Origin of the sequence: Pseudomonas sp. S4_EA_1b (assembly GCF_016307435.1) — a bacterium.
GTDB lineage: Bacteria > Pseudomonadota > Gammaproteobacteria > Pseudomonadales > Pseudomonadaceae > Aquipseudomonas > Aquipseudomonas rhodesiae.
Window position 1 is genome coordinate 167,447 of sequence record NZ_JAEILC010000045.1, and the last position, 23,588, is coordinate 191,034.

Annotated in this window: 24 protein-coding genes; 13 read left to right on the forward strand and 11 right to left on the reverse strand. The window is 61.1% G+C overall.

The features are described from left to right. The first annotated feature begins 8 nt into the window (after positions 1-8). Together YA0848_RS15725 and YA0848_RS15730 are read left to right on the forward strand one after the other, a co-directional pair. Positions 9-365, forward strand: coding sequence for a 4a-hydroxytetrahydrobiopterin dehydratase (locus YA0848_RS15725; protein WP_034099530.1), 357 nt, complete (start codon positions 9-11; stop codon positions 363-365). Next, positions 365-1,558, forward strand: coding sequence for an amino acid aminotransferase (locus YA0848_RS15730; protein WP_047881315.1), 1,194 nt, complete (start codon positions 365-367; stop codon positions 1,556-1,558). The genes YA0848_RS15725 and YA0848_RS15730 overlap by 1 nt, the downstream gene beginning before the upstream one ends. Before the next feature lie 120 nt (positions 1,559-1,678). Here YA0848_RS15730 and YA0848_RS15735 read toward each other — a convergent pair whose 3' ends face one another. Continuing rightward, on the reverse strand, positions 1,679-2,497 hold the full coding sequence (locus YA0848_RS15735) for a UDP-2,3-diacylglucosamine diphosphatase (protein ID WP_034099534.1): 819 nt from the start codon (positions 2,495-2,497) through the stop codon (positions 1,679-1,681). A gap of 137 nt (positions 2,498-2,634) precedes the next feature. Here YA0848_RS15735 and YA0848_RS15740 point away from each other — a divergent pair, with 137 nt between their 5' ends. The 3 genes from YA0848_RS15740 (at position 2,635) to YA0848_RS15750 (ending at position 4,781) form a co-directional block, all read left to right on the forward strand. Further along, on the forward strand, positions 2,635-3,384 hold the full coding sequence (locus tag YA0848_RS15740; RefSeq protein WP_169902460.1) for a helix-turn-helix transcriptional regulator: 750 nt from the start codon (positions 2,635-2,637) through the stop codon (positions 3,382-3,384). 100 nt (positions 3,385-3,484) lie between these two features. Then, complete coding sequence (locus tag YA0848_RS15745; protein ID WP_034099538.1) at positions 3,485-4,369, forward strand: DMT family transporter; 885 nt, start codon at positions 3,485-3,487, stop codon at positions 4,367-4,369. 130 nt (positions 4,370-4,499) lie between these two features. Then, positions 4,500-4,781 (forward strand): hypothetical protein, encoded by a 282-nt coding sequence (locus YA0848_RS15750; RefSeq protein WP_040269035.1) that lies wholly within the window; start codon positions 4,500-4,502, stop codon positions 4,779-4,781. Between the two features lie 36 nt (positions 4,782-4,817). Here YA0848_RS15750 and YA0848_RS15755 read toward each other — a convergent pair whose 3' ends face one another. Then, positions 4,818-5,105 carry a SelT/SelW/SelH family protein gene (locus YA0848_RS15755; RefSeq protein WP_034099542.1) on the reverse strand — a complete coding sequence of 96 codons (288 nt, stop codon included), beginning with the start codon at positions 5,103-5,105 and terminating at the stop codon, positions 4,818-4,820. Between the two features lie 84 nt (positions 5,106-5,189). Between YA0848_RS15755 and YA0848_RS15760 the strand changes: the two genes are divergently transcribed. Further along, positions 5,190-7,379, forward strand: a complete 2,190-nt coding sequence (locus YA0848_RS15760) for a patatin-like phospholipase family protein (RefSeq protein WP_099311991.1) — start codon at positions 5,190-5,192, stop codon at positions 7,377-7,379. Positions 7,380-7,465: 86 nt separating this feature from the next. On the opposite strand, the gene YA0848_RS15765 is transcribed toward YA0848_RS15760, so the two are convergent. Both YA0848_RS15765 and recQ read right to left on the reverse strand, forming a co-directional pair. Beyond that, positions 7,466-7,900 carry a MarR family transcriptional regulator gene (locus YA0848_RS15765; protein WP_034099546.1) on the reverse strand — a complete coding sequence of 145 codons (435 nt, stop codon included), beginning with the start codon at positions 7,898-7,900 and terminating at the stop codon, positions 7,466-7,468. A 121-nt stretch (positions 7,901-8,021) separates the two neighbouring features. After that, positions 8,022-10,148, reverse strand: coding sequence for a DNA helicase RecQ (gene recQ, locus YA0848_RS15770; protein WP_099311988.1), 2,127 nt, complete (start codon positions 10,146-10,148; stop codon positions 8,022-8,024). 274 nt (positions 10,149-10,422) lie between these two features. Between recQ and YA0848_RS15775 the strand changes: the two genes are divergently transcribed. The 3 genes from YA0848_RS15775 (at position 10,423) to YA0848_RS15785 (ending at position 15,004) form a co-directional block, all read left to right on the forward strand. Next, the gene (locus YA0848_RS15775) at positions 10,423-11,010 is read left to right on the forward strand and encodes a UPF0149 family protein (RefSeq protein WP_034099550.1); all 588 of its coding nucleotides are present in this window, start codon (positions 10,423-10,425) and stop codon (positions 11,008-11,010) included. Between the two features lie 20 nt (positions 11,011-11,030). Then, positions 11,031-11,414 carry a YbaN family protein gene (locus YA0848_RS15780; protein ID WP_034099551.1) on the forward strand — a complete coding sequence of 128 codons (384 nt, stop codon included), beginning with the start codon at positions 11,031-11,033 and terminating at the stop codon, positions 11,412-11,414. Between the two features lie 119 nt (positions 11,415-11,533). Continuing rightward, positions 11,534-15,004, forward strand: a complete 3,471-nt coding sequence (locus tag YA0848_RS15785; RefSeq protein WP_047881313.1) for a hybrid sensor histidine kinase/response regulator — start codon at positions 11,534-11,536, stop codon at positions 15,002-15,004. Positions 15,005-15,024: 20 nt separating this feature from the next. On the opposite strand, the gene rmuC is transcribed toward YA0848_RS15785, so the two are convergent. Then, positions 15,025-16,389, reverse strand: a complete 1,365-nt coding sequence (gene rmuC, locus YA0848_RS15790) for a DNA recombination protein RmuC (protein ID WP_169868058.1) — start codon at positions 16,387-16,389, stop codon at positions 15,025-15,027. A gap of 175 nt (positions 16,390-16,564) precedes the next feature. After that, positions 16,565-16,888, reverse strand: a complete 324-nt coding sequence (locus YA0848_RS15795; RefSeq protein ID WP_034138870.1) for a hypothetical protein — start codon at positions 16,886-16,888, stop codon at positions 16,565-16,567. A 455-nt stretch (positions 16,889-17,343) separates the two neighbouring features. Here YA0848_RS15795 and YA0848_RS15800 point away from each other — a divergent pair, with 455 nt between their 5' ends. The 4 genes from YA0848_RS15800 (at position 17,344) to YA0848_RS15815 (ending at position 20,377) form a co-directional block, all read left to right on the forward strand. Beyond that, positions 17,344-17,649 carry a hypothetical protein gene (locus YA0848_RS15800; protein ID WP_034114754.1) on the forward strand — a complete coding sequence of 102 codons (306 nt, stop codon included), beginning with the start codon at positions 17,344-17,346 and terminating at the stop codon, positions 17,647-17,649. A 441-nt stretch (positions 17,650-18,090) separates the two neighbouring features. Beyond that, entirely contained in the window at positions 18,091-18,312 is a 222-nt protein-coding gene (locus YA0848_RS15805; RefSeq protein ID WP_198731375.1) for a hypothetical protein, read from the forward strand. Between the two features lie 155 nt (positions 18,313-18,467). Continuing rightward, complete coding sequence (locus YA0848_RS15810) at positions 18,468-18,950, forward strand: hypothetical protein (RefSeq protein ID WP_040269040.1); 483 nt, start codon at positions 18,468-18,470, stop codon at positions 18,948-18,950. A gap of 146 nt (positions 18,951-19,096) precedes the next feature. Then, positions 19,097-20,377, forward strand: a complete 1,281-nt coding sequence (locus tag YA0848_RS15815) for an OmpP1/FadL family transporter (protein ID WP_034099563.1) — start codon at positions 19,097-19,099, stop codon at positions 20,375-20,377. 66 nt (positions 20,378-20,443) lie between these two features. On the opposite strand, the gene YA0848_RS15820 is transcribed toward YA0848_RS15815, so the two are convergent. From YA0848_RS15820 to YA0848_RS15835, 5 genes are read right to left on the reverse strand one after another with little or no spacing between them, the layout of a single operon-like run. Beyond that, entirely contained in the window at positions 20,444-20,995 is a 552-nt protein-coding gene (locus YA0848_RS15820; protein WP_169902461.1) for a glutathione peroxidase, read from the reverse strand. A 35-nt stretch (positions 20,996-21,030) separates the two neighbouring features. After that, positions 21,031-21,153 (reverse strand): hypothetical protein, encoded by a 123-nt coding sequence (locus tag YA0848_RS36415; protein ID WP_256593230.1) that lies wholly within the window; start codon positions 21,151-21,153, stop codon positions 21,031-21,033. Beyond that, the gene (locus YA0848_RS15825; protein ID WP_416146524.1) at positions 21,150-22,358 is read right to left on the reverse strand and encodes an MFS transporter; all 1,209 of its coding nucleotides are present in this window, start codon (positions 22,356-22,358) and stop codon (positions 21,150-21,152) included. Before YA0848_RS15825 ends, YA0848_RS36415 begins: the two co-directional genes overlap by 4 nt. Positions 22,359-22,412: 54 nt before the next feature. Next, on the reverse strand, positions 22,413-22,817 hold the full coding sequence (locus YA0848_RS15830; RefSeq protein WP_034099569.1) for a MarR family winged helix-turn-helix transcriptional regulator: 405 nt from the start codon (positions 22,815-22,817) through the stop codon (positions 22,413-22,415). Between the two features lie 42 nt (positions 22,818-22,859). Beyond that, positions 22,860-23,588: an adenosylcobinamide-GDP ribazoletransferase gene (locus YA0848_RS15835; RefSeq protein ID WP_169902463.1), complete on the reverse strand. Its 729-nt coding sequence runs from the start codon at positions 23,586-23,588 to the stop codon at positions 22,860-22,862.

Below are 23,588 nucleotides of genomic sequence, written 5' to 3' on the forward strand. Positions count from 1 at the left end.
ATTTCCACATGACCACCTTGAACCAAGCCCACTGCGAAGCCTGCCGCGCCGATGCCCCGCAAGTCAGCGATGAAGAACTGCCGGTACTGATAAAGCAGATCCCTGACTGGAACATCGAAGTGCGCGACGGCGTGATGCAGCTGGAAAAGGTTTTCCTGTTCAAGAATTTCAAATTCGCCCTGGCCTTCACCAATGCCGTGGGTGAGATTTCCGAAGCCGAAGGCCATCACCCGGGCCTGCTCACCGAATGGGGCAAAGTCACCGTGACCTGGTGGAGCCACTCCATCAAGGGCCTGCACCGCAACGACTTCATCATGGCCGCGCGCACCGACGAAGTGGCCAAGACCGCCGAGGGCCGCAAGTAATGCATTTCGATGCCATTGGCCGCGTGCCCGGCGACCCGATCCTCGGGTTGATGGACCTGTACGCCCAGGATGCCAACCCGCACAAGTTCGACCTGGGCGTAGGCGTCTACAAGGACGACCAGGGCCTGACGCCAATTCCGCCGTCGGTGAAGCTCGCCGAACAGCGCCTGGTAGACCAGCAAACCACCAAGACTTACATCGGCGGTCATGGCGACGCCGCGTTCGGCCAGCTGATCAGCGAACTGGTGCTGGGCGCCGACTCCGCGCTGTTGCACGGGCGTCGTGCCGGCGCCACCCAGACCCCGGGCGGGACCGGCGCGCTGCGCTTGAGCGCCGATTTTATCGCCGCCAACCTGCCAGGCCGTGGTGTCTGGCTGAGCAACCCGACCTGGCCGATCCACGAAACCATCTTCGCCAAGGCCGGGCTCAAGGTCAGCCATTATCCCTACGTGGGCGACGATAACCGCCTGGATGTGGCGGCGATGCTGGCTACCCTCGCCACCGTGCCGGAAGGCGATGTGGTGTTGCTGCATGCCTGCTGTCATAACCCGACCGGCTTCGATCTGTCCCACGACGATTGGCGCCAGGTGCTGCAGATCGTGCGCGAACGCCACCTGCTGCCGCTGATCGACTTCGCCTACCAGGGCTTCGGCGATGGCCTGGAACAGGACGCCTGGGCCGCACGCCTGTTTGCCGCCGAATTGCCGGAAGTACTGATCACCAGTTCGTGCTCGAAGAACTTCGGCTTGTACCGCGACCGCGTCGGCGCATTGATCGTGTGTGCGGCGGATGCCGAGAAGCTGACGGATGTGCGCAGCCAATTGGCGAATATCGCCCGCAACCTGTGGTCGACCCCGCCGGATCACGGCGCGGCCGTGGTGGCGACCATCCTCGGCGATGCCCAGCTCAAACAGCAGTGGAGCGCAGAAGTCGAAGCCATGCGTGGGCGCATCGCGCAGTTGCGTTCCGGGCTGGTGGAGGCCCTGGCGCCCCATGGCTTATCCGAGCGATTCGCACACATTGGCGTGCAACGTGGGATGTTCTCCTACACCGGCCTGAGTGCCGAGCAGGTCAAGCAACTGCGCGAGAAGCACAGTGTGTATATGGTCAGTTCGGGGCGGGCGAATGTGGCGGGGATTGATGCGACACGCTTGGCGTTGCTGGCCGAGGCTATTGCCGACGTCTGCAACTGAACACTGCGCATCTAAGTCAGTCACCGGTTGACTGATACACCGCTATCGGGGGCAAGCCCCCTCCCACATTTGGTCGCATTCCAATGTGGGAGAGGGCTTGCCCCCGATGGCGATCTGAAGTTACAGAAGGTGCGCCTGAGCCACCTCAGCCTTCAGTTGCGCTTCTTTGGCCTGGGCATCCGCCAGCCGATACAACTCGATACTGCCATCCCAGTGCTCGATCAGCGCCGTGCAAGACTCCACCCAGTCCCCGCAGTTGAGGTAATCCACCTCGCCCACTTTGCGAATCTCCGCATGGTGAATATGCCCGCACACCACCCCATGCAATTCACGCCGGGTCACTTCGTGGGCGATCGCTTCTTCGAAATCGCTGATAAAACTGACCGCCGTCTTGACCTTGTGCTTGAGGTACGCCGACAGCGACCAGTAACCATAGCCATAGCGCGCACGCCAGTGGTTCAACCAGCGGTTCAAGGTCAGAGTGAATTCGTAGGCCGAGTCGCCGAGAAACGCCAGCCAGCGATGATAACGGGTAATCACGTCAAACTGATCACCGTGGATCACCAGCAGGTGGCGACCATCGGCGGTCACATGCACGGCTTCGTCGACCAACTGGATATTGCCCAAGATCAGCTTGGAATAACGGCGCAGGAATTCATCGTGGTTGCCGGTGACATAGATCACCTCGGTGCCGCGCTTGGCCATGGTCAACAGGCGGCGGATCACGTTGGTGTGCGCCTGGGGCCAGTACATGCCGCCGCGCATTTTCCAGCCGTCGATAATGTCGCCCACCAGGTAGACCTTATCGGCGTGATAGCCCTTGAGGAACTGCGAAAGATGGTCGGCCTGGCAATCCCGGGTGCCCAGGTGCACGTCGGAAATCCACAGGGTACGCACCCGTTGTTTACGGCTGGGCTTGGCGAACTCGGCACTGGTCATGGGCATCCCTCGACGGTGTTTTCGCGAGCTTGCGCCATGGCGGTTAATGGCCCATGACAAGTGTGGGTCAGTCTGATGACAGCGACCGGCGCCCACGATGCGTTGTAGACTGGCGCCTCGCCGCCCAGGAGACCGTGATGAGACCGTCCCTTACCCTACGCCACTACCTCGAAGCGCCCATCGCCCACAGCCATGCGCATGCGCAGTTGGTGTTCGGCCTGTCCGGGCATCTGGATCTGGAGGTCGATGGCCGTGGCAGCCAAGTGCGCGAAAGCAGCGTGATGGTACTGCCCTTCTCTGCCCATCACGCCTGCGGCAGTCGCGATGGCAGCCGCTGCCTGGTGCTGGACGTACCCACCGAACATTGGCTGCTGCAGTCCCTGGGCGAACATGCGGACGCGAGCCGACGCCTGCTCGACCAACCCGCGCGCCTGGCCCTGGATGCACGTCAGCACCAGTTGGTGCAGTGGCTGGCCCACAGCCCAGTGGACGACCCGCTGATCGTGCAGCAAGGTTCGGTGTTGCTGCTGGCCAGCCTCAATTCTGCGCAACCCCAGCCCGTGCCAGGTCGACGCTTGCCCTATCCGGCCTTCAATGCCCATATCGAACGGCACGTGGCGCACCCCCTGCAAGTGGCCGATCTGGCGCGCATCGCCGGGCTGTCGGTGGCGCGCCTGCACGTGCGGTTCGTCGCCGAGTGCGGGCAGACGCCGATGGACTACATCCGCAGCCGACGCCTGCATAAAGCCCTGAGTCTGCTGCGCGATACCGCGCTGCCCATCGGTGAAGTCGCCGAGCGGGTCGGCTATAGCTCCCAGAGCGCGTTTGCCGCCGCTATGTCCCGTGAGTTCGGCGCGTCTCCCGGCGCGTTGCGGCGCTCGCCTTAGGGCGAGTCCTGCGCTAAAACGCGCGAGCCTCACGACAGACGCCAGCCATCCCAAGCCACTAGACTGCGAGCCTGTCACTCTCGTGGTTTGAAGGAACGCAATGACTCCCCGCACAGCCCTCGGCGCCCTGCATATCGGCGCACTGATGTTTGGCCTTACCGGCGTATTCGGCAAACTGGCGGCCGCTTCGCCGGCCATCATCGTGTTTGGTCGCGCCGTGTTTGCCGTGCTCGCCCTGGCGGTGTTCGCCCGGTTCGCCAGCCGCGCTCCGTGGAAGCACCTGGAGCGGCGCGACTGGCGTCGGCTGCTGGTCAGCGGCGTGTTGCTGGCGGCGCACTGGGTGACATTTTTTCTTGCGGTCAAGGTGGCCGGTGTGGCGGTCGCGACTCTGGGGTTCACAGCGTTCCCGGCGTTTACGGTCATTCTGGAAGGGCTGATATTCCGCGAGCGTATTCGCGCCAACGAAGTACTGCTGGTGGTACTGGTCACGATCGGCCTGGTGCTGGTGACCCCCGACTTCAACCTGGCCAGTGAAGCCACCGGCGGCCTGCTCTGGGGCATCCTTTCCGGCTTGTTGTTTTCCCTGTTGTCGCTGAACAACCGCGCCGGCTCCGGGCGCATTCCGGCGGTGCAGGCGGCGCTGTGCCAGAACTTGGTAGTCGCGGCGTGCCTGTTGCCGGTGGCCGCACCGGGCCTGGCGCATGTGCGAGCGCTGGACTGGTTGTGGATCGGCCTGCTCGGCGTGTTCTGCACCGGCCTGGCCCACAGCCTGTTTGTCGCCAGCCTGGCGGTGATCAAGGCGCGTACGGCGTCGGTGGTGTTTGCCATGGAGCCGGTCTACGGCATCACCATGGCGTGGCTGCTGTTTGCCGAAACGCCGACCCTGCGCATGCTGCTGGGGGGCGCCTTGATCATCGTCGCCATCGTGATTTCCGGCCTGATGAGCAGCGCCGGCCCGGCCAAACAACCGACCGCAACGGCCTGATCTATACTCCGGGCATCCGCAACAGTCTGTCGTCGTTCAACGGATAACGGCTCCTCGACGACAGCCAGGGCATTTTCCGCAGTTGCTGCAAGCGAGTGGTCACTCCCTTAACGCTATGCAGGACTTGATCATGGAAATGCTCATTAACGTGTTGGTTCAAATCGTCAGCGGCGCTGTTGGCGGAAACATCGCCGGCATGACCAAACAAAGCCTGGGTACCGGGCTTAACACGATGTTGGGCGGTGTCGGCGGGCTGGTTCTGGGTCAGCTTGTCTCGGCATTGACCGGTACTCCAGGCGGCGAAGCGCTGGATGTGGCGGCCGTTGGCGGCAATATCCTCGGCGGCGGCGTGGGCGGTGCGGTGTTGACCTGGGTTGTCGGATTCATCAAACAGAAGTTGGACGCCAGATAGCGCTCAGTTCACCGCCCCTTGCACGGGGCGGTGACGTCATTGGGGGCGGTCGTTGTGGCCCAGATCGCGCGCCGGGTCGATCTGGTCGCGCACCCGCTGCTTGAGCACCTTGGCCTCGGGGAAACCGCCGTCGGCCTTGCGCTCCCAAATCTGCACACCGTCACAGGTGATATGGAACGTGCCACCGGTAGCCGGCACCAGTGAGACCTTACCCAGGTCATCGGCAAATGTACTCAGCAGTTCCTGGGCCAGCCACGCGGCACGCAGCAGCCACTGGCATTGGGTGCAATAGGTGATGACGACCTCGGGTTTAATCGACGACATAATTTGACAGGTTCCTGGCATAACGGGCGCGGAGGATCGGGTGGCTATAATAGCGGCCTTTATCGTCCAGCTCCGAGATTCAAGATGCGCCGCCTGCTGTCCTGCCTGTTTTTGTGCCTGCTCCCCCTCCTTGCCCATGCCGTGGACGCTCCGCGCCCGAAGGTCGGCCTGGTGCTGTCTGGCGGCGCCGCCCGAGGCCTGGCCCATATCGGGGTGCTCAAGGCGCTGGAAGAGCAAGGCATCCAGATCGATGCGATCGCCGGCACCAGCATGGGCGCGGTGATTGGTGGGCTGTATGCCTCCGGATACAAGATCGACGAGTTGGAAAAACTCGCATTGAACATCGATTGGCAACAGGCGCTCTCCGACGCACCGCCGCGCGAAGACGTGCCGTTTCGCCGCAAGCAGGATGACCGGGACTTCCTGGTCAAGCAGAAGCTCAGTTTCCGCGATGACGGCAGCCTCGGCCTGCCGCTGGGGGTAATCCAGGGCCAGAACCTGGCGCTGCTGCTGGAAAGCATGTTCGCCCACAGCAGCAACACCCGCGATTTCGACAAACTGCCGATCCCTTTCCGCGCGGTGGCCACCGATATCACCACCGGTGAAAAAGTCGTCTTCGGCAAGGGCCACTTGCCCAAGGTGATCCGCGCGAGTATGTCGATCCCAGCCGTGTTCGCCCCGGTGGAGCTAGACGGCCGGCTGCTAGTGGACGGCGGCATGACCGATAACATCCCGCTGGATGTCGCGCGGGAGATGGGCGTGGATATCGCCATCGTGGTGGACATCGGCACCCCGCTACGCTCGCGCAAGCAACTGGCCACGGTGGTGGACGTACTCAACCAGTCCATCACCCTGATGACCCGGCGCAATTCCGAAGAGCAACTCAAAGCCCTGCAACCCAGGGATGTGCTGATCCAGCCGCCGCTGGCAGCCTATGGCGTGACCGATTTCGGCCGCGCCAAGGACATGATCGACGCCGGCTACCGCGCCACCCGCGCCCTCGACGTGCGCCTGGCGCACCTGCGTCCGGCTGCGCCGATCGACCCGCAGCTGGTGGCCGCGCGCACGCCGGGCGAGCGCACCCCGGTCATCACCGCCATCACCGTGGAGAACGACTCGAAAGTCAGCGACGACGTGATCCGCTACTACATCCGCCAACCCTTGGGCGAACCGCTCAATCTGGGTCGCCTGCAAACCGACATGGGCACCTTGTATGGCCTGGATTACTTCGATCAGGTGCAATACCGCGTGATCAAGAAAGGCCAGGACAACACCCTTGTAATCAGCGCCCACGGCAAACGCAGCGGCACCGACTACCTGCGCCTGGGGCTGAACCTGTCGGATGACATGCGCGGCGACAGTGCCTTCAACCTGGGCGCCAGCTACCGCATCAACGGCATCAACCGCCTTGGCGCGGAATGGCTGACGCGCGTGCAGATCGGCGACCGCCAAGAGCTGTACAGCGAGTTCTACCAACCGATGGACGCCGGTTCGCGTTACTTCGTCGCGCCCTATATCAGCGCCCAGGCACAGAACGTCGAGCTGATCCTGGATAACGACCCCATCTCCGAATATCGCCTGGAACGTTACGGCTTCGGCCTGAATGTGGGGCGGCAGATCGGTAACAGCGGTGAGATTCGCTTCGGTGTCGGCGAAGCCTGGGGCCAGGCGGACGTACGCATCGGCGACCGCGACCTGCCGAGCGTGAGCTTCAGCGAAGGCTTCTATGAGCTGAAATACTCCTTCGACTCTCTGGACAACGTGTACTTCCCCCACTCCGGTGAAGACATCGGCCTGGCTTATCGCGAATTCGAACCGGGGTTAGGCTCGGATCAACGCTACCGTCAATGGGAGTTCAAACTCGACAAAGCCATGAGCCACGGCCCGGACACTTTGGTGCTGGGCGGACGTTACGGGCGCACCCTGGACGATTCGGACGTGGTGATTTCCAGCTTCCTGCTCGGCGGTGCCAGACAGCTGTCAGGCTTTCGCCAGGACGCGATCTCGGGGCAAAACATCAGCCTGATGCGCGCCGTGTACTACCGCCGGCTGACGCCGCGTTCGTACTTGCCGCTGGATTTCCCGCTGTACCTGGGCGCGTCTCTGGAACGTGGGCGGGCGTGGAACAACGACAATGAATTCGACAGCGGCTATATCAACGCCGCGAGTGTTTTCCTCGGGTTCGACACGCCACTGGGGCCACTGAATTTCAGTTATGGCTTCAACGATGATAACCAGAAGGCGGTGTACCTGAACCTGGGGCAGACTTTCTAGGGAGCCTGCGCGCATAGGGTCAATGCGGCAGGTTTTTAAGATGGGGTGAGCCTGCTCATCACAACAGGCTCAGCCATCTGCGCAGCTCAGGACTTTTCCAGATTCGCCAGAATATGCGCATGCACCCGCATGCACACACGCAGGTCCGCCTCGTTTACGCCGGCAAACAGCTCGTGACGCAACTCGGTGGCAATGGTTTCAATTTGATCGATCAGAGGACGGGCGCTGTCGCACAGCAGGATGCGCTTTGCGCGACGGTCTTCGAGCACCGCCTGGCGTTGCACCAGGCCCTGGCCTTCAAGGCTGTCGAGCAGCCTTGCAAGGGTCGGCCCCTCTACCCCGACGCTCTGGGCCAGCTCACGCTGAGTAGGAGCTTCTTCGAAACGGGCCAGGTGCAACAGCACCAGCCAACGCGCCTGGGACAGGCCCAGCCCCGCCAAACGGCGGTCCAGCTCGGCGCGCCAACCTCGGGACATTTGCGCCAGCTGCATGCCAAAACGGTGTTGATCGGTTAACGGCATAAAAAACTCATGTTTTAGACTGAAAATAAAATGTGGCTAATTATTAGTCAGCTAAGCATGAGCCTTGCCCTTAGGCAAGCGCCGCTCAGTACTGATCTGTGACATTGTCGTAATTGACACATTAAATTTCGAATTCTGACTGCAAAGCGGCTCGCACGCAGTACAGAACCCCCTCCGGCACACGCCCGGTAAACAACGGTGCGATCTCCGCGACAGCTGGCAATTCGCCTTCGCCGTCAAGGAAAGCGTCCTGGATCTCACCCAGCAAATCTTCCGGTAAATCCAGTGCTTGCTCCAACGACAACTGTTGCTTGCCGATGGATTCGGCGAGCAAGGTGTAGACGTTTTTTTCCGAGCATTGCAGTTGGCCGGCGATCTGGATCGGGGTCATTCCGGCGCGGGCCAGGCTGATCAATTCGTGGCGAATGTCGGCCACTTCCTTGGGCGCCTCGGCCTGACCACCGAGCACTTCGAGAAAGGCCTGGCCATAGCGCTCCAGCTTGCGCGCGCCCACGCCGCTGACGCGGGCCATTTCCGCCAGGGAGGCGGGTTGCTCGCGCAACATTTCCAGCAAGGTGGAGTCCGGAAAGATAACGTACGGCGGCACACTGTGTTCCTGTGCGAGTTTGCGCCGCAGGGCGCGCAAGGCTTCCCACTGCTCGCGCTCTTCCCCGCGCACCAGTTGGCTGGCCTGGCTGGTGCTGCTTTTGGCGGTGGTCTGCGGCTTGAGATCGCGGCGCAGTTCCAGGCTCACTTCACCCTTGAGCAGTGGCCGGCAACTGTCGTTAAGGCGCAGCCCGCCGTACCCTTCAAGGTCGATGTCCACCAGGCCGCGGGCCACCATTTGCCGGAACAACGAGCGCCACTCGCCTTCGGCGCGGGCCTTGCCGACGCCGTAAACCGAGAGTTTTTCGTGGCCAAAGCTGCGAACTTTTTCGTTGTCCTTGCCCAGCAACACATCCACCAGATGGCCCACGCCGTAACGCTGACCGGTTCGGTAGATCGCCGACAACCCCTGGCGCGCCGGTTCGGTGGCGTCCCAGGTCTGCACGCCGTCCACGCAGTTGTCGCAATGCCCGCAGGGCTCGGGCATGTCTTCGTCGAAATAAGCCAGCAGCGTCTGACGGCGGCAACGGGTCTCTTCGCACAGCGAGAGCATGGCATCGAGCTTGTGCTGTTCCAGGCGCTTGTGGCGCTCATCGCCTTCGGAGTTCTGCAGCATTTGCTTGAGCATCACCACGTCTTGCAGGCCGTAGACCATCCACGCATCCGCCGGCAGACCATCACGGCCGGCACGTCCGGTTTCCTGGTAATAAGCTTCCAACGACTTGGGCAGGTCCATGTGGGCGACAAAGCGCACGTTGGATTTGTCGATGCCCATACCAAACGCAATGGTCGCCACCATGATCAAGCCTTCCTCGTTGAGGAAACGCTTCTGATGATAGGCGCGCAGGTCGTTCGGCAGGCCGGCGTGGTAAGGCAAGGCTGGGTAACCCTGTTCACACAGAAACGCGGCCACTTCGTCGACTTTCTTGCGCGACAGGCAATAGACAATACCCGCATCGCTGCGCCGCTCGGACAGGAACGCCAACAGCTGCTTGCGCGGCTGCTCCTTGGGCACGATGCGGTAGAAAATGTTCGGCCGGTCGAAGCTCGACAGGAAGCGCTCGGCGTTCTGCAAATGCAGGCGTTCGACGATTTCTTCGCGGGTACGTTTGTCGGCCGTGGCGGTCAGCGCAATGCGCGGCACGTCGGGGAACAGTTCCGCCAGTTGGCCCAGTTGCAGGTATTCGCGCCGGAAATCGTGGCCCCATTGCGAGACGCAGTGCGCCTCATCAATCGCGAACAGGGCAATTTCCAGCCCCTGCAGGAACGCCAGCATGCGCGGCTGCACCAGCCGCTCCGGGGCGAGGTAGAGCATTTTGACTTCACCGCGTTTGATCCGCGCGGCCAGGTCGCGTTGTTGCTCGGCGCTGAGGGTAGAGTTCAGGGAAGCAGCGGCCACGCCGAGTTCCTCAAGGGTTGCCACTTGGTCGTCCATCAAAGCGATCAACGGCGATACCACCACCGCCAACCCGTTGCGCAACAGCGCCGGCACCTGGAAGCACAACGACTTGCCGCCGCCGGTAGGCATCAGCACCAGGGCATCGCCGCCACTGGCCACGCGCTCAATGATCGCACCCTGACGGCCACGAAAACTGTCGTAGCCGAAGATGTCCTTGAGGACGCGTTGAGCCTGCTCGAGCATGTAGAACTCCAAAAAAGTGCCGAAACCCTCCGTATAGGCTGGCCGAAAAAAAACGCGGCCTCGGAAAATAATCCGTAAGCGAAGTTTTCTCGGGCGGGCTCCTGGCCGGTAGGGGCATCACAAAACGCGGCAGTATACCCGAGCGTCATCCGGCAAAGGGCGCCACTGACGAATTGCAGCCCGTCTTTAAAACCGGGCAAATGTGCATGGCGGCTGGCCTGTGGGCGCAAGAACGCCTAGAATTCAGCATCGTTTATCCCCAAGGTAGTCCTTCATGTCCTTCGCTGAGCAACTAACCCGCCTGCAAGCCTTCCTCGACGCCGATGAGCTGCATGAGGAGGCGCTGGACTATGTGGCCGCCCACGGCTACCTGACCGCCCTGTCCATCTGCTCCGAGGTCGTGCCCGACCGCGAATGGATCGACGCGCTGTTCGCCGAAGAACCCCACTACGCCGACGCCGCCCAGCGCGAAGAAATCGAGTCCACCCTGGTGGCCCTGAAGGCCCATATCGGTCGCCAACTGGCATCCGACGAGGAATTCGAGCTGCCGTGCGAGCTGGACTTGGGCGATGACCCGGACGACTCCGACCTGCGCGGCTGGTGCATCGGTTTCATGGAAGGCGTGTTCCTGCGTGAAGCGGCCTGGTTCGAAACCGCCGAGGAAGAGGTCAGCGAGATGCTGCTGCCGATCATGGTCGGTTCGGGCCTGTTCGAAGAAGAGGCGGAATTTTCCGACATCGCTTCCGACGCCAACCTGATGGACGACATGATCGTACAGATCCCGGAAGCCCTGACCGCCCTGTACCTGCTGTGCAACGCCCCTGATGAAAAACCGGCGATCCTCAAGCCACGTCACCACTGAGTCGCTCGCCCGTGACACCCATGGGCAAGCGTTCGCCGCTGCTGCGCTACGCACTGCTGGCCATCGGCTGGCTGAGCGTGGCCCTGGGCGTGATCGGTATTTTCCTACCGGTCCTGCCCACTACCCCCTTCCTCTTGCTCGCCGCCGCCTGCTTCGCGCGAAGCTCCCCGCGGTTCTACCAGTGGCTGGTGGAACACCCGCGCCTGGGCCCGTGGATTCGTGACTATCTGGATGGCAATGGCATCCCGCTCAAGGGCAAGGTCTACGCCATCGGCCTGATGTGGCTGAGCATCGGTATTTCCTGCTATCTGGTGCCACTACCTTGGGCACGCGGGTTCATGCTGACCAGCGCCGTGCTGGTGACTGTCTATATCCTGCGCCAGAAAACCCTGCCGCCGCGCTGAACGCCGTGTGCGACATAAGATCCCACACGACCTTGGTCGACACTGACTAACCCCGAGCATCATGCGAGACTGTCCCACCGGGCCTGGAATGCCTGGGTGTTCTTTTGTTCGGAGTTCCCATGACGCTGTCCAGTGGGCTGATCGCCACCGTCGCCCTGGCCTATATGGCCATTATGTTTGCCATCGCTTTCTACGGCGACCGTCGCCATGCGCCACTGCCGCCGCGCATGCGTGCCTGGGTGTACAGCCTTTCGCTGGCAGTTTACTGCACCAGTTGGACCTTCTTCGGCGCTGTCGGCCAGGCTGCCGAACAGTTGTGGGCATTTATACCGATCTACCTGGGACCGGTGCTGTTGCTGGTATTGGCACCTTGGGTCCTGCAAAAAATGGTGCTGATCAGCAAGCAGGAAAACATCACTTCCATCGCCGACTTTATCGCGGCGCGGTATGGCAAATCCCAATCCCTGGCGGTGGTGGTGGCGTTGATCTGCCTGGTGGGCGTGCTGCCGTATATCGCCCTGCAGCTCAAAGGCATTGTGCTGGGGGTCAACCTGTTGATCGGCGCCGGGGCCGACACCACCGGCACGCGCGCTCAGGACACCGCGCTGATCGTGTCGCTGGTACTGGCGTTGTTCACCATCGTGTTTGGTACGCGCAACCTCGATGCCACCGAACACCATCGCGGCATGGTGTTGGCCATTGCGTTTGAGTCCCTGGTCAAGCTGTTCGCTTTTCTCGCGGTGGGTGCGTTCGTGACCTACGGCCTGTACGACGGCTTCGGCGACCTGCTCGACCAGGCGATGCTCACCCCTCGCCTGGAGGAATACTGGCAAGAGACCGTTAACTGGCCATCCATGGTGGTGCAGACCGGGGTGGCCATGATGGCGATCATCTGCCTGCCCCGGCAGTTTCATGTGACCGTGGTGGAAAATATCGAGCCTCAGGACCTGCGCCTGGCCAAGTGGGTGTTTCCGGCCTATCTGGTGCTGGCCGCGCTGTTTGTGATCCCCATTGCCCTCGGCGGCAAGATGCTGCTGCCGGCCTCGGTACTGCCGGACTCTTACGTGATCAGCCTGCCCATGGCCGAAGCCCACCCGGCGCTGGCAGTACTGGCGTTTATCGGTGGCGCGTCGGCGGCTACCGGCATGGTGATCGTGGCGAGCATCGCGTTATCCACCATGGTGTCCAACGACATGTTGCTGCCCTGGCTGTTGCGCCGCTCCAGCGCCGAGCGGCCGTTCGAGGTGTTCCGCCACTGGATGCTGTCGGTGCGTCGGGTGAGCATCGTCATCATCCTGTTGCTGGCGTACGTCAGTTACCGCCTGCTGGGCTCCACGGCGAGCCTGGCGACCATCGGCCAGATCGCCTTCGCCGCCGTGACCCAATTGGCGCCGGCGATGCTCGGCGCGCTGTATTGGAAGCAAGCAAACCGGCGCGGAGTGTTTGCCGGTCTCGCCGCAGGCACGTTCCTGTGGTTCTACACCTTGGTCCTACCGGTTACCGCGAAAAGTCTGGGATGGTCGCTAAGCCTGTTCCCAGGGCTGACGTGGATGCATTCCCACCCGCTGGGGCTGTCCGTGACTTCGCTGACCCTGGGCACGGTGTTCTCCCTGGCGGGCAACTTCACGCTGTTCGTGTGGGTGTCGATGCTGTCGCGCACGCGGGTGTCCGAGCACTGGCAGGCCGGGCGCTTTATCGGCCAGGAAATCAGCCAGCGTGCCAGCGCCCGTTCGATGCTGTCGGTGCAGATCAGCGACCTGCTCAGCCTGGCCGCGCGTTTCGTGGGTGAAGAGCGCGCGCAGCAAAGCTTTATCCGTTTTGCCTATCGCCAAGGCAAAGGCTTCAACCCCAACCAGAATGCCGACAACGACTGGATCGCCCACACCGAACGCCTGCTGGCCGGTGTGCTCGGCGCTTCTTCGACGCGCGCGGTGGTAAAAGCCGCGATTGAAGGTCGGGACATGCAACTGGAGGACGTAGTACGCATCGCCGACGAAGCCTCGGAAGTGCTGCAGTTCAACCGTGCCCTGCTGCAAGGCGCCATCGAGAACATCACCCAGGGCATCAGCGTGGTGGACCAGTCTCTCAAACTGGTGGCCTGGAACCGGCGTTATCTGGAGTTGTTCAATTACCCGGAGGGGCTGATCAGCGTAGGCAGGCCGATTGCCGACATCATCCGGTACAACGCCGAGCGTGGCCTGTGCGGGCCGGGCGAAGCCGAGGTGCATGTGGCGCGGCGTCTGCACTGGATGCGCCAGGGCCGTGCGCACACGTCCGAGCGCTTGTTTCCCAATGGCCGCGTGATCGAACTGATCGGCAACCCGATGCCTGGCGGTGGCTTTGTCATGAGCTTCACTGATATCACCGCGTTCCGTGAAGCCGAACAGGCCCTGACCGAGGCCAACGAGGGCCTGGAACAACGGGTTACCGAACGCACCCATGAACTGTCGCAGCTTAACCTGGCCCTCACCGACGCCAAGAGCGTGGCCGAAACCGCCAGCCAGTCGAAAACCCGCTTTCTGGCGGCGGTCAGCCATGACTTGATGCAGCCGTTGAACGCCGCGCGCCTGTTCTCCGCCGCCCTCTCCCACCAAAGCGACGGACTCTCCGACGAGGCACGGCAATTGGTGCAGCATCTGGACAGTTCGCTGCGCTCGGCCGAAGACCTGATCAGCGATCTGCTGGATATCTCGCGCCTGGAAAACGGCAAGATCAACCCGCAACGCCAGCCGTTCGTTCTCAACGAGCTGTTCGACACCCTGGGCGCCGAATTCAAGGCGTTGGCCCAGGAGCAAGGTTTGCGGTTCCGCCTGCGCGGCAGCCGTTTACGGGTGGACAGCGACATCAAGTTGCTGAGGCGCATCCTGCAGAATTTTCTCACCAATGCCTTCCGTTATGCCGACGGCCCGGTGCTGCTCGGCGTAAGGCGTCGCGAAGGCGAACTCTGCCTGGAAGTGTGGGACCGCGGCCCCGGTATCCCGCCGGATAAGCAAAAGGTGATCTTCGAAGAGTTCAAACGCCTGGACAGCCACCAGACCCGCGCGGAAAAGGGGCTGGGCCTGGGCTTGGCGATTGCCGACGGCCTGTGCCGCGTGCTGGGTCACCGCCTGAGCGTGCGCTCATGGCCCGGCAAGGGCAGCGTGTTCAGCGTGAGTGTGCCGCTGGCGCGCAACCAGGCCAGCCCGCTACCCAAGCCAGCACAGGAAAACGGCTTGCCCCTCAGCGGCGCGCAGGTGCTGTGCGTGGATAACGAAGAGAGCATCCTGATCGGCATGCGCAGCCTATTGACCCGTTGGGGTTGCGAAGTGTGGACGGCCAGGGATCAGGCTGAATGCGCGGCGCTGCTGGCCGAGGGGGTACGCCCACAACTGGCGCTGGTGGATTACCACCTGGACCATGGCGAAACCGGCACGGAATTGATGGGCTGGCTGCGCACGCAGTTGGCCGAACCGATTCCCGGCGTAGTCATCAGCGCCGACGGGCGCCCGGAGAGCGTGGCCGAAGTGCATGCGGCGGGCTTGGATTATTTGGCCAAACCCGTCAAGCCGGCGGCGTTGCGGGCGCTGTTGAGTCGGCATCTGCCGTTGTAGGGCAAGTGTGTGCGGGGCGATTATTCAGGCAGATGCGCCACGCCGTCCGCATCGGTCATCGCCCGCTCCAACAGATCCGCCGGCAGGCTTTTGCTGGCACGCGCCCCGAGCAATCTGAGCTGCTCGGTGCGGCTGACCAGGTTGCCGCGTCCATCTGTCAGCTTGTTTCGCGCGGCGCTGTAAGCTTTATCCAATTGCTGTAGACGGTTGCCCACTTCATCCAGGTCTTGGATAAACAGCACGAACTTGTCGTACAGCCAGCCGGCGCGTTCGGCGATCTCACGGGCGTTCTGGCTTTGGCGCTCCTGCTTCCACAGGCTGTCGATCACCCGCAGCGTGGCCAATAACGTGGTGGGGCTGACGATGACGATATGCCGGTCGAAGGCCTCCTGAAACAGGTTCGGCTCAGCCTGCAGCGCGGCGGAAAAAGCCGCTTCGATCGGCACGAACAACAACACGAAATCCAGACTGTGCAGACCTTCCAGGCGCTTGTAGTCTTTGCTGGCCAAGCCTTTGACGTGATTGCGCAGGGACAGTACATGCTGTTTCAACGCCGCCTGGCCGATCACCTGATCTTCGGCCGCGACGAACTGCTGGTACGCGGTCAGGCTGACCTTGGAATCCACCACCACTTGCTTGTCACCGGGCAGCATGATCAGCACATCCGGCTGGAAGCGCTCGCCGTCCGGGCCTTTGAGGCTGACCTGGGTCTGGTACTCGCGGCCTTTCTCCAGGCCCGCGTGCTCCAGCACCCGCTCAAGAATCAGTTCGCCCCAGTTGCCCTGGGTTTTCTGGCCCTTCAGCGCACGGGTCAGGTTGGTGGCTTCGTCCGATAGACGTAGGTTCAGTTGCTGCAGGCGTTCAAGCTCCTTGGCCAAAGAGAAACGCTCGCGCGCTTCGTTCTGATAGCTTTCTTCCACACGTTTTTCGAAGGACTGAATGCGCTCTTTCAGCGGATCGAGCAACTGGCCCAGGCGTTCCTGGCTGGTCTCGGCGAAACGCTGCTCACGCTCATCGAAGATCTTGCCGGCCAACTCGGCGAACTGCGCACGCAACTCATCGCGCGAGCCTTGCAGATCGGCCAAGCGTTGCTGATGGCTGTCCTGTTGCTCGCGCAGTTCAGCGCTCAGCGCGGCCGCCAACGCATCGAGACGACGCAATTCGGCCTCCTTGGCGCTGCGGTCGAGGTTCCAGGCGTGGGCGGCATCGCGGGCATTGTCGCGGTCGATCTGCAACAGTTCGACTTCGCGGCGCAGCGCCGCCAGATCGGCCTGCTTGGCGGTGTTGGCCTGGCTCAGGTCGCTGATTTCATCGCGACTGGCATCCAGTTGCGCGGCGAGACCTTCCTGGGCCAACTGCGCGTTGGCCAAGCGTTCTTCGAGCACTTCCCAGCCGGCCATACGCGCGCTCAGTCGCCGCTGAAGCTGCCAGCACACTGCCAACAGCGGCACTGCGGCGCCTGCAAGGCCCAGGGCAATACTGGTCCAGTCAAAAGCCATCGCCATGTCTGCCATCACCGAAAAAGAGCAAGGTTAACCAAGCACAGGGTCAGAGGACAGCTCAGTCTTCGACCTGGCGCAATTCGCGCTGGGCCCGCACGTCGCCGGCACGGGCCGCCTGGCGCAGCAGATCATGGCCGATGCGACGGTCGCGGGCACTGCCGCACTCGCGGCACATCAACTGACCCAGACGGCTCTGAGCAGCGACTACACCTTCCCGGGCAGGCTGCTTGAGCAAGCGCCCGGCGAAATGTTTGACATTGGCGCTATGCCCCAGGCGTGGGCTGTCGAGCAGCCACAGCGCGACTTTCAAGGAAAAACGCTTGGGTGCGGTAACAGTTTGGAGGGTATCGGTAACGGCAGGTGATACTGAGCGAAACTTCATAAAGCACTGTGGGACAGAACGGAAGGCGCGCCACTCTACTCTTTTTTTCGCACAGGTAAAGCTGAAAAAACCGTGCACGCCCGTGCTAGAGCAAGCGCTTGGGACAATCCACAGAAGCTGTGGATAACTCAGTGGACAACCCGCCCTCAACTGGCGCAAAGCCCCATGGAACGGGGCTCGCAGTCAAACTGACGATTTTTTCACCAATAAAAAAAAGCCAGATTTTTCATTGACTTAAATTTCCAATGCAGGCAAATGGCGCGCTTTTCCAGAAGTTGACGGCTTGGTTACATACGCTGCAACTAATGTGCACAAGTACCATGCGCCGGTTATATCGCCGCGATTTTTTAAGCGACACGCGTCAGAATTGTTACCGCCCTATCCCATTAAGGACTTTTCAGATCCTCCCAGGCTGTCCACACTGCCGGACCTGCAATGCAAGGCTGGGTGGGTCGATGAAGGGAATGCTGTTGTTCGCCGTGTTGTTACTGGCCATCTGCGCCATCTCCCTGGGAATCAATGCCGCGTTACCTTCTCCAGACGGAGCCTTGTTTGCCATCGCAATTCTGCTGTCTGCCACGTTCACTGCGGTTAGTTTGTGCATTGAGCTGGGAGAAGGACGCATCAACGACATGAGCGGCCTGATTACAGTGGTAGAAACCGGTCAATCCTTGCGTCTGACCCTGGCCGCCTACGCGTTGGGCTGCTCATTGGCGGCTGCCGCGACGGTGCTGGTCTATCGCGGCCTGCTCACAGGCTGACTGGTTTTTTGGCGAACACACTTCCCTTACCTGTTTCAATCCGTTACTATCCGCGGCGTTAGTACCAAGCTGAAAGTCAATTCTGGTCGAACAAATCCCCTGAACAACACGGGATCGACCACCTCGATGGTTTCCAGGTATCACTTGCGTCGACACTGCCTTTGAACAAGCAAAGGGTGCCGCGAAGTTTCAATACTCTGACCGAACCAACCTGCAAATTGATCAGGATCTTCACCCCGGGCCCAGAACCTTTGCCCTTGTCGTGTTGCCTGCCCTCCTAAGTACCTACCTGCCAGCCCAAGCGCGCCTTATTGAACAGCGCTTCAAACTGGCTGCTTTGTTCCAGTCGGGTTCTTCGTTTGATCAATGGTGATCAACGTCACTGGAACGTTTTAACGTTGCACGGTTCTTAACCGTGTCATTTGTAGGAACACCAATAATATGTCCACTCAAATCCATACTCAGGATGCCATTCGCACCCTTACCAACGCTTTTGCTCCAATGAACTGCCTGATCATGGCCGCTCGCAAAGGCTGCTTCAGCTTCACCCTGGTCAACGAGCATGGCATCGCCCGTCATAGCGAACGCCTGTACCCCGATCAATACTCCAGCGCAGAACCGCTGCAGGCCGTGATCGAGCGTACCCGCCAGGCACNNGAATAAGATGTTTTAAAAACAGGCCTTTACATCACAAATATGACACTACACTTCAACTCAAGCGGCATGATCCGCTTCCGGCGAGCCTGAGATCCGATCCACCGCTGCCAAGCCCTTACTGTCTCAGGCCTCGCCTACCCCTTTTATGGATTGAGACGTTTATGGGTATCGCTGCCAGCGAATTGTGTCGATATGTGATCCGGCCGACCTTGATGTACCTCGGCCGTCACGACCCGAACGCGGAATCCCTGCTGCTGGGTATCGCCGCCAGCCAATCCGAATTGGGCTCGGCGCTGCATGATCGGCGTGGTCACGGCCTGTACAGCATTACCGAGCCGTGCCATCGCGCGTTGTGGGACACCTATTTGGCGCTGGACCCGGACCGGGCCAGCCTGGTGCGCGGCTTGGCCAGCCAGCACGCGTTTCTCAGCGCTCCTCAGCTTGAACTCACCGTCAACCTGCGTTACGCCACCGCCATCGCTTGGCTTTTGGTGGAACAACATGCCGCCGCCCTGCCACCGCCCGGCGATGTTTTAGGCATGGCGCGTATCTGGAAAGAAATTTTTCACCCTCAAGGGAGACTGCGAGATTTCACCCAAGCCTGGCAAACCTGTGTTTCGCCCAAGAAACACATGGCCTGTTGACCGGGCAATTTGCAAGATTCGGCAAAAAACGCGAATTTTGGTCGGATTGTCCTACAAAACCGCTCTATCTCCAGTATTACAGCCTGTAGCGCGTTGTGTATTTTATTGATACTTTCCGCAGCGGTGATCACCACGGAGTTCTAATAATGAAAAAAGTAATGCTCAAGACCACACTTAGCCTCGCCGTTGCCATGGCCTCCTCCCAACTGTTCGCAAGTGGTTTCGCACTCAACGAACAGAGTGTCAGTGGGATGGGTACGGGTTTCGCAGGTCGTTCATCCACTGCCGATGATGCAAGCACTGTTTACGGTAACCCAGCCGGTATGGCTCGCCTGAATGGCCAGCAAATCACTGGCGGCGTAGCAGCCATTGATGCCTCCACCGATATCAGCGACGTCAGCGGCCGCTCCCGCGGCAGCAACAAAGGCGATATGGTGCCTTTCACTGCCGTGCCTTTCGGTTTCTACACCAACAAACTCAACGATCAGTGGGCTGTCGGTTTTGGCGTGTACGCACCGTTTGGCCTGGTGACCGACTACGAAAAAGGCTTCCAGGGCCGCAGCTTCGGCAGCAACAGCGAAGTGAAAGTCATCACTTTCCAACCGACTGTCAGCTACGCCTTCAATGATCGCGTTTCGGTCGGTTTCGGCCCGACCATCAACCGCATCGCCGGTACCCTGGAATCGGACCTGTCGTTCAACCCAGCGGCGCCAGACACCAACATCAAGATCAAAGGTGATGACACCGCGCTGGGCTTCAACGTCGGCGTACTGGTACAAGCCACCGATACCACTCGCGTGGGCCTGACCTACCACTCCAAAGTCAGCTATAAGCTGGACGGCCACACCGAGGTGAGCGCACCGACTGCTACTTCGGGCCTGTTGCGTAGCAACCGCTACGACGCGTCCCTGAAGATCGATACCCCTGAGTCCTACGACCTGTCGGTGACTCAAGACCTGACCGACGCCTGGAAACTCTATGCCGGTGCCACATGGACCCGCTGGAGCCGCCTGAAAGACATCACAGTCAAGAACGAAGGCGTCGTGGGTGGCGCAACGGGCGGCGCGCTGGCCCCCGCTCTGGTCGGCACCATCAAGGAAGAACAGAACTGGCACGATACCTGGGCCTACGCCCTGGGCACGTCGTATCAGTTGACCAAGCAGGTGGTACTGCGTACCGGCCTGACGTTCGACCAGTCGCCTACCAACAACACTGACCGTTCGCCGCGTATTCCTACCGGTGACCGCACCATCTTCAGCCTGGGCCTGGGTTACGAGGTCATGCCAAACATGACGGTCGACGTGGCCTACTCCTACCTGAAGGAAGAAGACGTCAAGATTGCGCGCTCCAACCAATTGGCCAGCTACAACGCCAAGTACGAAAACAGCGCCAATGGTTTCGGGCTTGGCATGACCTATCGCTTCTGATTTCACCGAGGCGTAAAAAAGCCCCGCTCTCCTGCAAAGGAGGCGGGGCTTTTCAATGGGTGTCGATCAGGGTTTGGAGGCCAGTGCCTGCTCCACCGCCTCGATCAGATCCGGACTGTCCGGCTTGGTCAGGCTGGAAAAATCGGCGATGACTTTGCCCTCGCGGTCGATCACGTATTTGTAGAAATTCCATTTCGGCGCATTGCTCTGCTGCGCCAGCACTTTGAACAAATGCACCGCGTCCGGGCCTTTAACCTTCTGCGGCTCGGTCATGGTGAAGGTCACGCCGTAGTTGACGTAGCAGACCTTGGCCGTCTCTTCGCCGGTCTTGGCTTCCTGCTTGAAATCATCGGAAGGCACGCCGATCACTTCCAAGCCCTGGTCCTTGTAGCGTTGGTACAGTGCCTCAAGACCTTTGAACTGCGGGGCGAAACCACAGAAGCTCGCGGTATTGACGATCACCAGCGGCTTGCCGGCAAAGCGCTGGCACAGATCGATGGTCTCCTTGGCGCGCAACTTCGGCAATTGCCCCTCCAGCAAGGGTGGGCAGTCGGCGGCCATCGCCACACCGCCAAAGGCCGCCATCAGCACGGGTACTGCAAGCCAGCGCATCTGCATGGGGAAATATCCTTTTAAGAATTCAGGGATCGAACTTAACAGATCGACATGCCCAGTTGCATCAACGCCAGACCGCCGCGCTGCCAGCCCCACCAGGCCAGCGCCAGCAACAGCGCCACGACTGCTGCGCCGCCGAGCCAATACCAGGTCGAACTCATGCCACCTCCATTTGCGCCTGCAAACGCGCCACCGGCCGCTCGCGCACCGGCCAATTCAGGGCCGCGGCGAGCAGGCTCAACAGAATTGCCACCTGCCAGATCAAATCGTAGTTGCCGGTTCGATCATAGACCAACCCGCCCAACCACCCACCGAGGAATGAACCGAGTTGGTGGAACAGAAACACGATGCCACCGAGCATGGACAGGTTGCGTACACCAAACAGCGTCGCGACGGTGCCGTTGGTCAGCGGCACGGTGGACAGCCACAAGAAACCCATGGCCATGCCGAACAGGTAGGCCGACATCTCTGTGACCGGCGCCCACAGAAACAGCACGATCACCACCGCCCGCAGCAGGTACAAAGCCGTCAGCAGGCGCGGCTTGGACATGCGCCCGCCGAGCCAACCAGCGGTATAGGTGCCGAAAATATTGAACAGACCAATCAGCGCCAGCACCGTGGTGCCGACGGTTGCCGGCAGATGCTGGTCCACCAGATAGGCCGGCAGGTGCACACCGATAAACACCACTTGGAAACCGCACACAAAAAACCCAAAGGCCAGCAACCAGAACCCGGAGTGAGCGCAGGCTTCCTTGAGCGCTTCACCCAGGGTCTGCTGACCGGCCATGACCGGCAGCGGCCGATCCTTGAGCATGCTGACCAGCGGCAGAATCAACGCCACCATCAAGCCCAGCGCCAACAATGCGGCGGACCAGCCCAGCCAACCGATCAGGCCTAAGGTGCCCGGAACCATGGCGAACTGGCCGAACGACCCGGCCGCGCTGGCGATGCCCATGGCCATGCTGCGTTTTTCCGGAGCCACGGCGCGGCCCACCACCCCCAGGATCACCGAGAACGAAGTGCCCGACAGGCCGATTCCGATCAGCAAGCCCGCACTTAACGACAGCGACCACGCTGAATCGGACATGCCCATCAGCACCAGGCCCGCCGCGTATAAAACACCGCCAACAAACACCGCTTTGGTGGCGCCGAAGCGGTCCGCCAACGCGCCGGTGAACGGCTGCGCCAGGCCCCAGATCAGGTTCTGCAAGGCGATGGCAAAGGCGAAGGTTTCACGGCCCCAGCCGAATTCGGTACTCATCGGCGCGAGAAACAGGCCGAACCCGTGCCGCACGCCCAACGATAACGCCAGGATCAGCGCACTCCCCAAAAGAACCCAGCCACTGGTGCGCCACATCGAGGTCATTTCTTATTCTCCGTTCGCGGGTATATACCCGCTTATTATCGAACAAACCCGCGTTCAGGCGAGTTCATCCAGCAAGGCCAACAGGGTTTCGCGTTTTTGCGCGCCCAATTTATCGATCAGTTTCTGCTGTGCCGCTTCCCAGGCCGGCAACGCGGCAGCCAGGCGTGCTTCACCGGCCGCGGTGAGCTGCACCAGGCGATTGCGCAAATCATCGCCTTCCACCAGTTGCACCAGCCCTTCACCTTCCAGCACCCGCAGGTTGCGGCCCAGGGTACTGCGATCCAGCCCCATCGCATCGGCTAGGCTGGAGATACTCGGTTGATCCAGGCGTTGCAGGTTGCTCAACAAAGAATACTGGGCAACGTTGATCCCGAAGCCGTCGAGGGCGCCGTCGTAATGCCTGCTGACGCCACGGGCGGCACGTCGCAGGTTGGTGCATAAACATTGGGAGGCAAGCATGGAACGTGTATATACCCGCGATTGAGCAAATGCAAGAAAGTGTTACAGCGCCAAGCCGACCAATACCACGACTTCCAGCAGCTCCAGCAGCGCACCGGCAGTGTCGCCGGTAGTGCCACCGAGGCGATTGATCATCAATTGGCGCAGGCCTACAAAGGCGATAGCCGCCAACAGCACTGCCACCCCGCCGCTGAACCCACCGATCAGCAGGCACGCCAGACCGCTGAGGATAAGCACCTGCTGCCCCACAGCCCTTGGTAAATGCTCCGACAATGCCTGACCCAAGCCGCCGGCACGCACATAACGCGTACTCAGGAACAACGCGAGCATCGACGCCCGGCCAATCAACGGCGCGAGGATCAATGCCGCAGTGTTGTGCTGTTCGATCAAGGCGACCAACGCGCTGAACTTGAGCAGCAACACCAGGCCCAACGTCACCACGGCAATCGGCCCGCTGCGCGGATCTTTCATGATAGTGAGGGTGCGCTCGCGATCACCGAAGCCACCCAGCCAGGCGTCAGCGCTGTCCGCCAGACCGTCCAGGTGCAAGCCGCCGCTGAGCAAGACCCAGGCAGTCAGCAGCAGCGCCGCGTGCAGCAGCAATGGCGCGCCCGTCAATGCGATACTCAGCCCCCACAACAGCACACCGAACACCCCACCGACCACCGGGTAAAACAGCAACGAGCGTCCCATTTCCTGGGGCTGCGGCATGCCTGGCAGGCGAATCGGCAGGCTGCTCAGAAATTGCAAGGCGATCCAGAACGGCAACAT